This window comes from Mesorhizobium erdmanii, assembly GCF_013170725.1.
Lineage (GTDB): Bacteria > Pseudomonadota > Alphaproteobacteria > Rhizobiales > Rhizobiaceae > Mesorhizobium > Mesorhizobium erdmanii.
Genome location: NZ_CP033361.1, coordinates 5,275,155 through 5,289,371, shown reverse-complemented (window position 1 = coordinate 5,289,371; position 14,217 = coordinate 5,275,155). Strand labels below are relative to the sequence as shown.

Here is a 14,217-nt window from a genome sequence, read left to right as displayed (position 1 = left end):
ACGGAAGCGGATCACTTTCGAAAAGCGCTATACAACATTTTAAATATTGACGCGCGTAAAATTTTTATGCAACATGCGAAAACGCTGGCGGCATCGGAAGAATGCCGGCCTTGGGAGGAAAAAATGCCGGACATGAAAAACGGCCGGGCGCCGATACCAAGCCCGTCGGTCATGCATGCATTGGATCTTCCCGTTGAGTCAGGGGCCGCTACGGCATCAGGCATAGATCACCTTGGCTCGGGTCCTCTCAAGCTGGGTGCGAATTGGACCGGGCAGGCCATCGTCGGTGATCACCACATCGACGCCCGACAGGGAAAATGCCTTGGAGGTGCCGCTGACACCCCATTTGCTCGAATCGGCGAGGAGGACAACGCGCCGGGCCATGCGAACGAGGTTTCGCTTCGTTCGCGCCATGTCTTCGTTCACGTCGACCACATCCAGCGACGAGTCGATCGCATGCGCTCCAACAAAAACCTGATGCGCTACCAGGCCGCCGAGAGCCGTATCGGCATCGGTGATCAGCGTGCTCACCGTGTCCGGATAGACGCGGCCGCCGATCATGTGAACGTCGAGCCCGGGCCGATGCATCAGATGTTGGACGATATTCATCGCCGTGGCCGCGACCACGACATTGTTGAGCGGCGGTAACAGCATGGCAACCTGCATCAATGTCGAGCCGCCGTCGAAGATGACCGATTGGTTGTCCTCGAACAGTTCGACCGCTGCCCGGGCGATGCGCTTCTTTGCATCGAGGTTCGTTTGCATCCGCCGGGCAAACGCGGCCGTGGTCGAATCGGTGGTCCGGGTCACCGCCCCGCCACGGGTCTTGGTCAGAAGCCCCTTGCGGTCCAGGATCTCGAGGTCGGAGCGCACCGTGACTTCCGACACGTCAAAATCGTCGGACAGGTCCTTCGTGCGAACCTGCCCGCTGCGTTGCACCTCACCCAGGATCGCCTGGCGTCTCTGCTCCGACAACATTGCCCTGTCCTTGCCTCCATGCGCCAGACACTCGCTCTGGCCTCGGTTCACTCTACCAAAAATATGCAAATTCGAAAGCTTTCGAAAGATTGCTTTTCTTGTTTCTTTCGAAAAAACTAGGCTCAGGGTTTCGGAACTAAACCATTGGAGAATTCTGTACTCATGAGCCTAGGAACCAAGGTGCGCCTGGCGCGCCTCTTTTCGCATCCATCGGGAAACCTTTTTGGCGGCGCGGTCGACCACTTTGTCGGCTATGGCGATGTCCGCAAAGGAGGGCTTGCCGACCTGCCGGGCGCGCTGGCGCGGGTCATGGCGGGCAAACCCGACTACGTCAGCATCCAGCCCGGCACCGCGCGCCATCTATGGCCGCAATACGCGGGCAAAGCCTCTCTGGTGATCCAGGCGGGCTGCTTCACCCCCGACGATCGCATCAGTGAGCTGATCGCAACGCCCGAGGATGCGGTGCGCGCGGGGGCCGATGCGTTGGCCGTGGCCATTCCGGTGCGCGGCGCGACCGAGGGCAAGTACATACGCTGGCTGACCGATTCAGTGAATGCGGCGGCCCGCTACGGCATGCCTGTCGTGGCGCATATCTACCCTCGCGATTTCACCGACGGAGCAAAAATCGTCTTCACCCCCGACGAGATCGCCTATGCGGCGCGCATCGGCTACGAGTCCGGCGTCGACGTGATCAAGATAGGCTATACGGGCGATTTCGAGTCGTTCCGAGAGACCGTCCGCACCTGCCCGGTGCCGGTTGTTATCGCGGGTGGTCCAAAGACCGATACGCTGCTCGGCGCCCTTCAGCAGACGGCGGATGCCATACGCGCCGGCGCCCGCGGCGCCGTGGTCGGCCGCAATCTCTGGGGGCACGGCGATCCGCAGAAGGCAGCGCTTGCCTTTCGGGGTGTCATCCATGACGGCCTTTCGGCGCAAGACGCCCTGGCGAAGGCGGGTGCCTGAACGATGCCCACCGTCCCCTCAATCCTCGGCTTCGGCGCTATCGCGATCGACGACATCGTCTATGTCGATCAGCCGTTGTCGGCGGGCAAGGGGAAGGTTCTGCAGAGTGCCCAGGCCTTCGGTGGAAATGTCGCGACGGCGCTTGCCGCCGTCGCGCGGCTCGGCGGAACCGCCGGGTTCATCGGATGGCTGGCCAGTGCCGCGGACGACGCCGTGCTGTGCGATCTCATTACCAGCGGCGTTGAAACTGCATTCGCGCCGCGCCATCCGCGCGCGCGCCCGGTGCGCTCACGGATCACCGTCGGCTCGGATGGAGAGCGGTTCATCGCGTATGACGACGAAGCGATGCTGGGCACCGCGCCGGACTTTCCGGACGAGGTCCTCAGCCGCGCGACCGTCCTGATCGTCGACAGTTACGCGATCCGGTCGCTGGATGTCGTGGCTCGGGCTCGCGATCTCGGCCTTGCGATCCTCGGCGATATCGAATGGAGCGGCGGGCCGGCCACCGAGAAACTGATCGCGCTATGCGATCATCTCATACTTCCCCTGGGCTTTGCCCAGGTCGCCACGGGCCGGAGATCGCCCGCTGAGATGCTCGACGCCTTGTGGTTGCCGTCGCGGTCCGCCGTGGTTCTGACAGATGGCGGCAGGGGCGTCTATTATCGCGGGCGCGACGAAACAGGGCTTTGGCACTTGCCTCCCCACCGGGTTGCCGTCGTCGACTCGACCGGCGCCGGCGACTGTTTTCATGGCGCCTATGCCCAAGCATTGACGCGCGGAGCCGACACCGCGGGCGCGGTCGCATTCGCGGCCGCGGCCGCGGCATTGTCGATAACGGGGCGTGGCGGGCGCGAGGCGCTTCCGACCGACGAACAGGTCACGGAACTCCTGGCATCGGCGAACGCTCCGTCGGCGGTCGAACTGAAATATGCGCGGCTCGATACCGGAACATAGATTGAAACTATCCGAGGAAATATTTCGCAAGTGAACGCCGGCCACGAATAATTACAAAATCAGTGGCTTGGACTTGTGGAGGGAGGAAGATGGCAGAAGTCGTTCTTGAGAATATCTGCAAGACCTACGGGAACAATTTTCGAGCGATCGATCAATTGAACCTATCGGTCGAGGATGGCGAGTTCTTGATTCTCGTCGGCCCGTCTGGCTGCGGCAAATCCACCGCGTTGCGAATGATCGCGGGATTGGAGGACATCACCAGCGGCAGCCTTCGGATCGGCGGCGTCGACGTCGTCGATATGCCGCCAAAGGATCGCGACATCGCGATGGTCTTCCAGAGCTATGCGCTCTACCCGCATATGACGGTGTTTGAAAACATCGCCTTTTCGATGCGGCTGGCAGGCAAGCCGAAGGCCGAGCGCAAAAAGCGCGTCGACGAGATCGCCAAAACCCTTCAGCTGACGTCGCTGCTGGACAGCAAGCCCGCCAACCTATCAGGCGGACAGCGTCAAAGGGTTGCCATGGGCCGCGCCATGGTGCGCGAGCCGGCGGCCTTTCTCATGGACGAGCCGCTTTCCAATCTGGACGCGAAGCTGCGTGTTCAAATGCGCGCCGAAATCACCAGCCTGCAAAAGCAGCTCGGCGTCACGACCATATACGTCACCCACGACCAAATCGAAGCGATGACGATGGGGGACAGGGTCGCGGTGTTGAAAGGCGGCGTGCTGCAGCAGGTCGACACACCCAAGAGGCTATATGAATCGCCGGTGAACGCCTTCGTTGCCGGCTTTATCGGCTCTCCTTCGATGAACCTTTTCGAGGCGACGCTGAAGGGCGACGAACTGACATCCGCCGCCTTCGCCATACGGCTGCAGGATGCAGCCTTCGAACGCAGGCCGGGCTTGCGGTCGTATGCCGGGCGCAAGGTCGTGTTCGGGATCCGACCGGAGGATCTCTATGACAGCAGCCTCGAATCCGGGCGCAAGTATCAGACGATACCGGCAAAGGTGACCTCGATCGAGGAACTCGGCTCCGAACAGATCGTCCACCTGAACATCGACGCGGTCCGGGTGGATTCCGGCGACCCGGACGCGGTGGACGATTTTGGCCTGGCATCGAACGCGGTGGCGAGGTTCGAGCCGATCAGCGCCGTCCGCGCCGGCTCGGAAATCCAGTTGGCCGTGGATGATGCCAAGTTCCATTTCTTCGATCCCGAGACGCATCTGGCGATCTGAAGATCCGTGGAAGACCGCAGGCGAGAGTGAGGCGCCTGCGAAAGAAGACTTCTGAATAACCAGACGATCGGCGGCATTGTGCGGTCGATCTTAGAAGAAGGAGGAGAATATGACGTTTCGTATAAAACCCGCGATGCTGAAAATCGCCGCGGCCGCATGGTTGCTTGGCGCAACCGGCGCCATGGCGGCGGACACGACGCTGGAATTCACCCAATGGTGGGAGCCGGAATTGCCGGCCGGCTCGCTCAGGGCAATCATGAATGACTTCGAGGCCGCAAACCCCGGCATCAAGGTGACGCTGGTCAGCGGCCCCTATGCGACCACGCGAGACCAGATCTCGGTTGGCGCCGCAACCGGAACGCTCAGCGACGTCGTCGGCCTCGATGGCGCCTGGGTGAACAATCTGAACGCGCAGGGTGCGCTGGCCGACATGAATCCGTTGATGGATGCCAGCAAGTTCGACAAAGCCCAGGTCGCGGATATCATCAAGGTCGACGGCAAGGCGGTGATGTTTCCCGTCGCTTCCTTCGTCTACCCGGTCTTCGTGAATCTGGATCTCGCCGCCCAGGCAGGCGTGACCAAGCTGCCGTCGACCCGTGCGGAGTTTCTCGACGCCGCCAAGAAGATGACCCATGCCGACAAGAACCAGTATGGCTGGGTGCTACCCCTGTCGCTGCAGTCTCCCGGCGGCGTCCAGAATGACCTGATGTCCTGGGTGTGGGCTTCGGGCCAATCGATGATGGCGAACGGCAAGCCCGACCTCGAAGGCAAGCCGGTGGTGGACATGCTCACCTTCGTCAAATCGCTCAACGACGCCGGCACCATCTCGCCCGGTATTGCCACCAAGACCGAACAGGAAAAGGTCGAGGAATTCGTCAACAACCGCGTCGGCATGATGATCGACTCGCTCGCGCATGTGAACCTGATCCGCAAGCGCAACCCCAACCTGAAGTTCGACCTCATCCCGGTCCCGGTCGTGGACAACTATACCGGAAAGCGCGGCCTTCCCTATGCCTCCTGGGGCATCGGTATCTCGGCTAGCTCGAAACACCAGGAGGAGGCCTGGAAACTCGTCCAATATCTGATGAGTGAAAAGGTCAACGCCAAGCTCGTGTCGCTTGCAAACGCCTTCCCGGGCAATGTCAACGCCAAGCCTGACTTCGTGACCTCCGACAAGGCTTTCGGCAAGGCATTCGAAATCTTCAAGACCGGCTATCTCGCCAACGAGTTCACCGGCCTGCCGGTGGCTGAAGACCTGATGACCCAGTTCGACGTGCAGGCCCAGAAGATGCTTGCCGGCGAGCAAACGCCGGAGGCGGCGGCCGCTGCCGCGCAAAAGGGCTGGATGGCGAAATTCTGATCGGCGTGTTTCGCGTTTGCTATCTTCGACCGGGTGGCCTGACTTCGGGCAGGCCACCCGGCAACAACGGATCGGCAATCTGAGATGGACCTGTTTTTGAAGCTCACCTTCTCTTGAAGGCGTATTCCAAGGTTGGCACATGACCCGGCAGAAGCGCTCCCACCATAAACTGAAACGAGCGGTCGCACCCTATCTCTATTTGTCGCCCTCGCTCATCATAATCGGCCTGCTGATGCTGTTGCCGATGGCGACGGTGATTGCCTATTCATTCCAGAACAGCGCGGTGCTGCGTCGTGACCCATCCTTTGCCGGGCTGAAACACTACCAGGCGATCTTCGCCGACCCGGTGTTCTGGGCCTCGCTGTGGCACACGCTCTACTTTACCTGCATGAGTGTCGTTTTCCACATGACCATCGGCATGGTCTTCGCGCTCATGCTGAACAGCGACCGCATCAATCCGATCCTGCGCAATGTGCTGCGCGTGCTCTACATACTGCCCTGGCTGTTCACGGCGGTGATCATCGCGGTGATCTGGCGCCTGCTGCTCGAGCCGAACGGTGTCGTCAACAGCATCCTCATGCAACTGGGCATCATCGGTTCCAAGGTCGAGTGGTTTTCCTCGCCGCAGACCGCGCTGCACGCCGTCACCTTCGCCAATATCTGGGCGGGCTACCCGCTCTTCATGGTCAGCCTGCTCGCAGGCTTGCAGGGCATCCCCAAGGACTTCTACGAGGCCGCCGATATCGACGGGGCCAAGGCCTACCAGAAGCTGTTCTTCATCACCATCCCGCAGCTGATGCCGATCATCATCAGCATCTCGCTGCTCGATTTCATCTGGACCATGCAGGTCTTCCCGTTGATCTGGATAACCACGGGCGGTGGTCCGATCTACTCGACCGAGGTGCTCAGCACCTACACCTACAAGCTGGCGTTTTCGAGCTACAACCTGTCTCAGGCGTCGGCGAGCGCCGTGGTCATCCTGTTGATCTCTCTCGGCCTTACGCTGTTCTATATTCGCTATCAGCGGGCTAGGTAGGACACCATGACAAGACGAAACACTGGCAAAGACAAGTTGATTACCGTCGCGCTGCATGTTGCTCTTGCGGCAGGACTGTTCTTCGCGGCCTTCCCGATCTACTGGATGCTCAGCAGCTCGTTCAAGTCGAATACCGAAATCTTCGCCCTGCCGCCAACCATCCTGCCGAAGGCCTTCACGCTGGAAGCGTATGCAGCCATCCTTGGCGATCCGGTAAAGCTGCGCTTCTTCTTCAACAGCTACTTCGTGGCGGGAGCGGTGACAGTGCTGACGGTGCTGATCGCCTTGCTGGCCGCCTATGGGTTCAGCCGCTTCAATTTCCGCGGCAAGGGCAGCCTGAACACACTCATCATCAGCACGCAGACCATACCGCCGATCACGCTTTTGATCCCGTTCTTCGGGCTTGTCGTCTCCTATGGAATCTTCGACACCTATGTGGCATTGATCCTGACTTACCTGGTGTTTACGCTGCCCTACGCGATCCTGCTGATGACGGGATATCTGAACACCTTGCCCCGCGATCTCGATGAAGCGGTGGCTGTCGACGGCGGCACCAGTTGGACAGCGCTTTGGCGGGTGATCGTCCCGATTTCACTGCCTGGCATCGTGGCCACGTCGGTCTACACATTCCTGTTGTGCTGGAACGAATTTCTTTTTGCGCTGACGCTGACCAAGTCAACGTCCATGCGCACCGTCCCGATCGGCATCCAGCTGCTGATGGGGCAGCACGCCTTCGAATGGAACCAGATGATGGCGATGAGCGTGCTCGGCTCGCTGCCGCTCCTGGTCATCTACCTCGTAGCCCAGAGGTTCTTCCTCGCCGGCATGACCGCGGGTTCGGTCAAGTAGGCCGCACGGAGACCGATGGAACAGATCGATGTCAAGGAATGAAAGAATGACCGTGAAAGACCTCAAAGTCGGCTGCCAGACCTTCACCTGGGAAATGCTGGGAGACCGGTTCACCGGTGGCCCCGACGATCTGCTGAAGGCGATCGGCGATGGCGGCTATGCCGGCATCGAGATCACCGACACCATGATCGGCCGCTACGCCGGCAAGCCGGCGGAATTCGCCGCCGCGCTGAAATCGTCGGGCCTGACGCTCGTCTCCTTCGCCTTCGGCTCAAAGAGCGGTTTTACGCTCAAGGATGAGATCGGCGCCGACCTTGAGGCGGCGCAGCGCTGGATCGATTTTGCCGCCGCTTTTCCGGGCGCATTGGTGTCGATGGGCTCTGCTACCGTCGTCTCCGATGGGCCGCGCGATGGCAAGTTCGCCATCGCCGCGGAGGTCTATAACAAAGCGGGTGAGCTCGGCCGCAAGGCCGGTGTCCAGGTGGCGGTGCATCCGAGTTCGCACCACAACACGCTGCTGTTCGACCGTGCCGACTATGACGCGATGTTTGCCTTGCTCGATCCCGGTCTGGTCGGCTGGGTGCCGGACACCGGCCATATCCTGCGCGGCCACAAGGACATGGCCGACACGCTCTCCACCTATCGCGACCGCATCCGCTACATCCATTTGAAGGACGTCGACGCCAACGGCACCTGGGCCATGCTTGGCCAGGGCGTCTGCGATACGCCTGAAGTCATCGAAATCGCAAGCACCGCGCCGCATTTCAACGGCTGGCTGGTGCTTGAAGAGGAATCCGAAACGGCCGCCGCCGATCCCGCCGGCGCGGTCAAGACCAACCGCCAGACAATGCGCAGCTACGGCGCCTGAAGAACGAGACGATGATCAAGAAACAAGACAGACGCCTCAGGGTCGGCGTGCTCGGCTGCGGCCCCATCGCGCAGTTCGCGCATCTGCAATCCTGCGCCAAGGCCGGCAATGCCGACCTCTACGCCATCTGCGACGCGGCGCCAGACCTGCTCGCCCGCATGGGCGCGACCTATGAACCGCAAAAGATGTATGCCGACTATGACGCCATGCTCGCTGATCCAGAACTGGAAGCGGTGATCGTCGCCACCTCGGATGCCTATCACGTGCCGATGTCGATCAAGGCGCTCGATGCCGGCAAGCATGTTCTGTGCGAAAAGCCGATCGGCACCTCTGTGGAAGAAGGCGAGGCCCTGGCCGCGGCAGTGAAGCGGTCGGGCAAGGTGCTGCAGGTCGGCCACATGAAGCGCTTCGATCCGGCGCTCGAGGCGGCGCGCGACTTCGTCCGCGACGAGATGGGCGAGGTGCTGTCGCTGAAGGCCTGGTACTGCGATTCCACCCATCGCTACACCAACACCGATGCCGTGCAGCCGCTGCCCGTCACCAGCAAGCTGGCGCGCAAGCCTGGGGGCAATCCGAAGGCTGATCTCAGGCAATATTTCATGCTGGCGCATGGCTCGCATCTGGTCGATACGGCACGCTTCCTGTGCGGCAAGATCACCGCCGTGCGCGCGCGCCTCAACGAGCGCTTCGGCGCCTATTGCTGGTTCGTCGAGACCGAATTCGCCAGCGGCGCGCTCGGCCATCTCGACCTGACCGTTGCCGTGCGGATGGACTGGCACGAGGGTTTCCAGCTTTATGGCGAGAACGGTTCGGTCATCGCCAAGACCTTCAACCCCTGGTACTTCCGCGCCAGCGAGGTCGACATCTTCCATGAGAAGGACGCGACCTCGCGCAAGCCGCTCGGCGCCGACGGCCATTTCTTCCGCCGCCAGCTGGAGGGCCTGGCCGACACCGTGCTGACCGGCGCGCCGATGCGCGGCGCCAATGTCGACGATGGCATCGCCTCGATCCGCGCCATGGTGGCGATTGCCCGCTCTGTAGAGACCGGCGAGCGCATTGAACTCGCCTCGGTTTCGGGTGCGGTCTGATGTATCTAGGCATCTTCGCCAAGACATTTGCGGGCACCGACCCGGCCGCGGTGCTGGCTGCGGTGAAACAGGCCGGATACGAGACGACGCAGTTCAATCTGGCCTGCGCCGGCCTGCCATCGATGCCGGACGCAGTGCCGGAGCAGGTTGTCGCGGCGATCCGCGCCGCCGCGCAATCATCAGGCGTTTCACTCGCCGCACTGTCAGGCACCTACAATATGGCGCATCCCGACAAGGCCGTCCGCGACGATGGCCTGAGGCGCCTGGCCGTGGTCATCATGACGGCGGCAGCGCTCGGCGTCCCGCTGGTCACGCTCTGCACCGGCTCGCGCAATGCCGCCGATCAATGGGCGCATCATCCCGACAACGCGACGCCTTCCGCGTGGTCCGACATGGCCGCCGAGATGGCGAAAGCCCTGGTGCTGGCCGAGGACGCCGGTGTCGATCTCGGCATCGAGCCGGAGCAGGCCAACATCGTCACTTCGGCGAGCGACGCGACGCGGTTGATCGCCGATATGGGCTCCAGGCATCTGAAGATCGTGCTCGATCCGGCGAACCTGTTCGAACACGCTACGCCGGACCAGGCGCGCACCATCGTCGCCGCCGCGATCGATGAGGCCGCTGGCCACATTGCCATGGCGCACGCCAAGGACCGGCACGGCGACGGCCGCTTCGCTACGGCAGGGCAAGGCATCGTCGATTTCCCTGATTTCGTCGCGCGGCTGCGGGCCGTGGGCTTCGGCGGCGCGCTCGTCACCCATGGGCTCTCCGCGGACGAGGCGCCTGATGTTGCAGGCTTCCTGCGCGGGCTGCTGCGATGAGCGCGGCGCCGACGATCATGCTGCGCGACGATGCCGCACTCCGTGTCTTCGACACCGGGCAGGGCAGCCTTCCGGTCGTCTTCCAGCATGGTCTCGGCGGTGATGCAGCCCAGGTGGCGCTGAACTTTCCCGATGGCCCGTCTCGCCGCCGGCTGACCGTCGAATGCCGCGCGCAGGGTGGCTCCAGCGCCGGCGGCAAGCGCCCGTTCTCGATCGCGATGTTCGCCGATGACGTGCTGGCCGCCGCCGATGCGGCCGGGCTCGACCGTTTCGTTGTAGGCGGCATTTCGATGGGCGCGGCGATCGCGCTGCACCTCGCTTCTCGCCACCCGGACCGTGTGCTTGGCTTGGTGCTGGTGCGCCCTGCCTGGGCCTTTGATACGGCGCCGCAAAACATGCGCCCTTACGTCGAAGCGGCGGAACTAATCCGCCGGCTTCCGCTCGATGAGGCCCGCGACGCCTTCGCCTCCTCCGCGACATCAGCCCGCTTTAGCAGCGAAGCGCCGGACAATCTCGCCTCGCTGCTCGGCTTCTTCGCGCGCGAAAACGCTGATGTCTTTGCCGAGGTGATGCAGGCGATCGCCAATGACGGGCCTGGCGTGACGCGCGACGGAGCCGCTGCTCTTGCAATACCGACGCTGGTCGTCGGCAGCGGCATCGATCTCGTTCACCCCTTGGCGACGGCCCGCGAGCTCGCCGAGACAATCCCCGGCGCGATCTTCACCGAGGTGGTTCCAAAGGCCACCGACAAGGATCGCCATTTCGCCGAAATCCGCGCCGCGCTGGGCGGCTTTCTCGACAGAAATATCAACAATCAGGACCAATCATGACTTCCAAACCCTTGTCAGGCCCGGCCGCCATCGCCGCATTGCCGCGCGATCGTCTGATCGCCGAATTCTCGCTCTGGTCGGCCAATCTCGCCAATTTCGAGAGCGACCTCAGCCGCATCGAACCTCATGTGGACCTGCATCATATCGATGTCGCGGACGGCCACTTCGCGCCGTCCTTCCTGTTCTTCCCTGACCTCGTCGCCCGCATCGCCGGCCTGACGGCCAAACCCATTCACGTCCATCTGATGGTCGACACCTCGATCGTCGAGGCGCAGACGCGCCAGTTCATCGAGGCCGGCGCCGACATGATCAGCGTCCATGCCGAGAATGGCGAGGCGGGACTGCGCGCCGTGCGGCTGGCGCGCGAACTCGGCGCCGAAGCCGGCGTGGTGCTGCGGCTGGAGACGCCGGTCGAGGCGGTGACGCCCTTCGTTTCCGAGGTCGCCTTCGTCACGCTGCTGGGCACCGCGATCGGCGTCAAGGGCCAGGGCCTTTCGGAAACGGCCTGCGACAGGCTGGGCGAAGCCCGCGCCATCCTGAGGAAGGCCGGTCGCGAGGCCCACGTGGTGCTGGCCGCCGATGGCGGCATCCGCCACGAGACGGTGCCGTTGCTGCGCGCCGCTGGCGCCGAGACCGTGGTTCTCGGTTCGCTCGCCTTCGGCGACAAGGATCTCGCCGGCCGTATCGGCTGGCTGCATGGGTTGAAGGTCGCGGCATGACAACCCAAGCCGCGCTCGCGATCGATCTTGGTGGCACCGAGCTTCGGGCCGCCCTGGTCGACCGTGACGGCAAGATCCTGGCCTTCGCCGCCGTGCCGACGCAGGCGCAGGCCGGCCCCGACGTGGTGATCGGCCAGATCGAGGCGCTGGCCGCGACCGTGCATGCCGAGGCGCCGGGGCTCGCCATTGTCGGCGTCGGCGTCGGCGCGCCGGGACCGCTCGATCCGCTGGCCGGCATCGCCGTCGGGCCGCCGACGCTCGCCGGCTGGCAGGATGTGCCCCTGGCCGACATCCTCGAGCGCCGGCTCGGCCTGCCGGTGCGGCTGGAGAACGACGCCAATGCGGCCGCGCTCGGCGAATGGCGCTTCGGCGCCGGCCACGGTGCGCGCTCGCTCGTCTTCGTCACTGTTTCGACCGGCATTGGCGGCGGTGTCGTTGCCGACGGGCGCATCCTGCATGGCCGCCGTGGCCTTGCCGCCGAGATCGGCCACATGACCATCACCAATGAAGGCGAGCGCTGCGTATGCGGCGTCGTCGGCTGCTTCGAGGCCATCGCTTCGGGTACGGCGCTTGGCCGCCGCGCCAATGCCGCCACATCGCCTTTCGATGGCTCGACGCTGCGCCGCCTGTCGGCCAACGCCGAGGTCACCGGACGCCACGTCGTCGAGGCGGCGCGTCTGCAGGACGACCTCGCTCTGGCCCTGCTCGAGGAGGAGGCGCGCTGGCTGGGCGTCGGCTTCACCAATCTCTTGCATCTCTACTCTCCCGACGTGCTGGTCGTCGGCGGCGGCATCGCCAATGGTCTCGACCTGATGCACCCGGTCATCGAGGCGACCATCCGCCAGCGCGCCATGCGCGCCTATCGCGACGTGCCGGTGGTCCAGGCCCAGCTCGGCCGCCACGCCGGGCTGGTCGGCGCCGCCAGCCTTGTGCTGTTCGACGATGGCAGCCTGGCGGCCCGCATGCCTGTCGGTCCAAGCACGTTTCCGGAAGCGAGGCGGGACTTCAATGGCTGAGCTCAAGCCGTGCGGCGTGCGCAAGTCTGTCTGACATCCCTCAGCGGACAAAAATGGCCGGAGGCAACGTTGCCTCCGGCCATCTTCATTGCCACGCGGCTACGGGGATTACTCGGCGGGAACGATGTCGGCCGGCAGATTGTCGTCGGCTGTTCCAGCCAGGGCTCTCGCCAGCTTGGCCTCGTCGAGTTCGCCTTCCCAGCGTGCCACGACCAGCGTTGCGACGGCGTTGCCGACGAAATTGGTCAGCGCCCGGCATTCCGACATGAAACGGTCGACGCCGAGGATCAGCGCCATGCCGGCGACCGGCACCGAAGGCACGACCGAAAGCGTCGCGGCCAGCGTGATGAAGCCCGCCCCGGTAATGCCGGCGGCGCCCTTGGACGAGAGCATTGCCACCAGCAGCAGCAGGATCTGGTCGCCCATCGACAGGTGGATGTTCGTCGCCTGCGCGATGAACAGCGCGGCCAGCGTCATGTAGATGTTGGTGCCGTCGAGGTTGAACGAATAGCCGGTCGGGATGACCAGGCCGACCACCGAGCGCTTGGCGCCGGCCTTCTCCATCTTTTCCATCAGCGAGGGCAGGGCGGCTTCCGACGAGGAGGTGCCCAGCACCAGCAGCAGCTCTTCCTTGATGTAGCGCAAGAGCGACAGGATGGAGAAGCCGTTGTAGCGGCAGACCGCACCCAGCACGACGAACACGAACAGCAGCGACGTCGCGTAGAAGGTGCCGACCAGCATGGCGAGGTTGATGACCGAGCCGATGCCGTATTTGCCGATGGTGAAGGCCATGGCGCCGAAGGCGCCGATCGGGGCGGCCTTCATCAGTACGCTGACCAGCTTGAACATCGGCGCCATCAGTGCCTGTAGGAAGTTGAGCACCGGCGCGCCTCTGTCGCCGACCAGCGCCAGCGCGATGCCGAACAGCACTGAGAAGAACAGCACCTGCAATATGTCGCCATCGGCGAAGGCACCGACGATGGTGCCGGGGATGATGTTCATCAGGAAGCCGGTGACCGACTGGTCATGCGCCTTGGCGGCATAGGTGTTGACGGTCGAGGCATCGAGCGTCGCCGGATCGATGTTGAAGCCGGCGCCCGGCTGCACGACATTGGCGACGACGAGGCCGATGATCAGCGCCAGCGTCGAGAAGGTGAGGAAGTAGAGCATCGCCTTGCCGGCGACCCGCCCGACCTTCTGCAGGTCGCTCATGCCGGCGATGCCTGTCGCGACGGTCAGGAAAATGACCGGGGCAATGATCATCTTGACCAGCTTGATGAAGGCGTCGCCGAGCGGCTTCATGCTCTCGCCAATCGACGGATAGTAATGGCCGAGCAGGATGCCAACGGTGATCGCCACCAGAACCTGCACGTAGAGTTGGGCATAGAGGGGTTTGCGCGGCGCGGCGGCCGCGCCGGATTGATCTGCGATGTGCATTGAACTCTCCCTGGCCGGATGGACGGATGTGCGTGGCTTCTCCCATCGCGGCGTTCCGGTCGC

The 14,217-nt window shown here is 63.3% G+C and carries 14 protein-coding genes; 12 read left to right on the top strand and 2 right to left on the bottom strand.

Annotated elements, in window-relative coordinates:
• Positions 1-216: 216 nt before the first annotated feature.
• On the bottom strand, positions 217-978 hold the full coding sequence (locus EB233_RS25735) for a DeoR/GlpR family DNA-binding transcription regulator (RefSeq protein ID WP_064987984.1): 762 nt from the start codon (positions 976-978) through the stop codon (positions 217-219).
• 162 nt (positions 979-1,140) lie between these two features.
• On the opposite strand from EB233_RS25735, the gene EB233_RS25730 reads away from it, so the two are divergent.
• The 12 genes from EB233_RS25730 to EB233_RS25675 all read left to right on the top strand — a co-directional run bounded on the left by EB233_RS25730 (position 1,141) and on the right by EB233_RS25675 (position 12,717).
• Positions 1,141-1,941: a beta/alpha barrel domain-containing protein gene (locus EB233_RS25730; protein ID WP_010914679.1), complete on the top strand. Its 801-nt coding sequence runs from the start codon at positions 1,141-1,143 to the stop codon at positions 1,939-1,941.
• Between the two features lie 3 nt (positions 1,942-1,944).
• Positions 1,945-2,895 carry a PfkB family carbohydrate kinase gene (locus tag EB233_RS25725; protein WP_064987985.1) on the top strand — a complete coding sequence of 317 codons (951 nt, stop codon included), beginning with the start codon at positions 1,945-1,947 and terminating at the stop codon, positions 2,893-2,895.
• An 89-nt stretch (positions 2,896-2,984) separates the two neighbouring features.
• Positions 2,985-4,130, top strand: a complete 1,146-nt coding sequence (locus tag EB233_RS25720) for an ABC transporter ATP-binding protein (protein WP_064987986.1) — start codon at positions 2,985-2,987, stop codon at positions 4,128-4,130.
• 109 nt (positions 4,131-4,239) lie between these two features.
• Entirely contained in the window at positions 4,240-5,490 is a 1,251-nt protein-coding gene (locus tag EB233_RS25715; protein ID WP_064987987.1) for an ABC transporter substrate-binding protein, read from the top strand.
• A 139-nt stretch (positions 5,491-5,629) separates the two neighbouring features.
• Positions 5,630-6,526: a carbohydrate ABC transporter permease gene (locus tag EB233_RS25710; protein ID WP_027055870.1), complete on the top strand. Its 897-nt coding sequence runs from the start codon at positions 5,630-5,632 to the stop codon at positions 6,524-6,526.
• 6 nt (positions 6,527-6,532) lie between these two features.
• Positions 6,533-7,375 carry a carbohydrate ABC transporter permease gene (locus tag EB233_RS25705; protein WP_064987988.1) on the top strand — a complete coding sequence of 281 codons (843 nt, stop codon included), beginning with the start codon at positions 6,533-6,535 and terminating at the stop codon, positions 7,373-7,375.
• Positions 7,376-7,421: 46 nt separating this feature from the next.
• Positions 7,422-8,243 (top strand): sugar phosphate isomerase/epimerase family protein, encoded by an 822-nt coding sequence (locus EB233_RS25700; RefSeq protein ID WP_064987989.1) that lies wholly within the window; start codon positions 7,422-7,424, stop codon positions 8,241-8,243.
• Positions 8,244-8,254: 11 nt separating this feature from the next.
• Positions 8,255-9,331 (top strand): Gfo/Idh/MocA family protein, encoded by a 1,077-nt coding sequence (locus tag EB233_RS25695; protein ID WP_064987990.1) that lies wholly within the window; start codon positions 8,255-8,257, stop codon positions 9,329-9,331.
• Positions 9,331-10,152 carry a sugar phosphate isomerase/epimerase family protein gene (locus tag EB233_RS25690; protein ID WP_064987991.1) on the top strand — a complete coding sequence of 274 codons (822 nt, stop codon included), beginning with the start codon at positions 9,331-9,333 and terminating at the stop codon, positions 10,150-10,152. The genes EB233_RS25695 and EB233_RS25690 overlap by 1 nt, the downstream gene beginning before the upstream one ends.
• Positions 10,149-10,982, top strand: coding sequence for an alpha/beta fold hydrolase (locus tag EB233_RS25685; protein ID WP_064987992.1), 834 nt, complete (start codon positions 10,149-10,151; stop codon positions 10,980-10,982). The genes EB233_RS25690 and EB233_RS25685 overlap by 4 nt, the downstream gene beginning before the upstream one ends.
• Positions 10,979-11,701, top strand: a complete 723-nt coding sequence (locus EB233_RS25680) for a ribulose-phosphate 3-epimerase (RefSeq protein ID WP_064987993.1) — start codon at positions 10,979-10,981, stop codon at positions 11,699-11,701. The genes EB233_RS25685 and EB233_RS25680 overlap by 4 nt, the downstream gene beginning before the upstream one ends.
• The gene (locus EB233_RS25675) at positions 11,698-12,717 is read left to right on the top strand and encodes an ROK family protein (RefSeq protein ID WP_027055863.1); all 1,020 of its coding nucleotides are present in this window, start codon (positions 11,698-11,700) and stop codon (positions 12,715-12,717) included. Before EB233_RS25680 ends, EB233_RS25675 begins: the two co-directional genes overlap by 4 nt.
• A gap of 108 nt (positions 12,718-12,825) precedes the next feature.
• Here EB233_RS25675 and EB233_RS25670 read toward each other — a convergent pair whose 3' ends face one another.
• Positions 12,826-14,154, bottom strand: coding sequence for a dicarboxylate/amino acid:cation symporter (locus EB233_RS25670; RefSeq protein ID WP_064987994.1), 1,329 nt, complete (start codon positions 14,152-14,154; stop codon positions 12,826-12,828).
• Between the last annotated feature and the right edge of the window lie 63 nt (positions 14,155-14,217).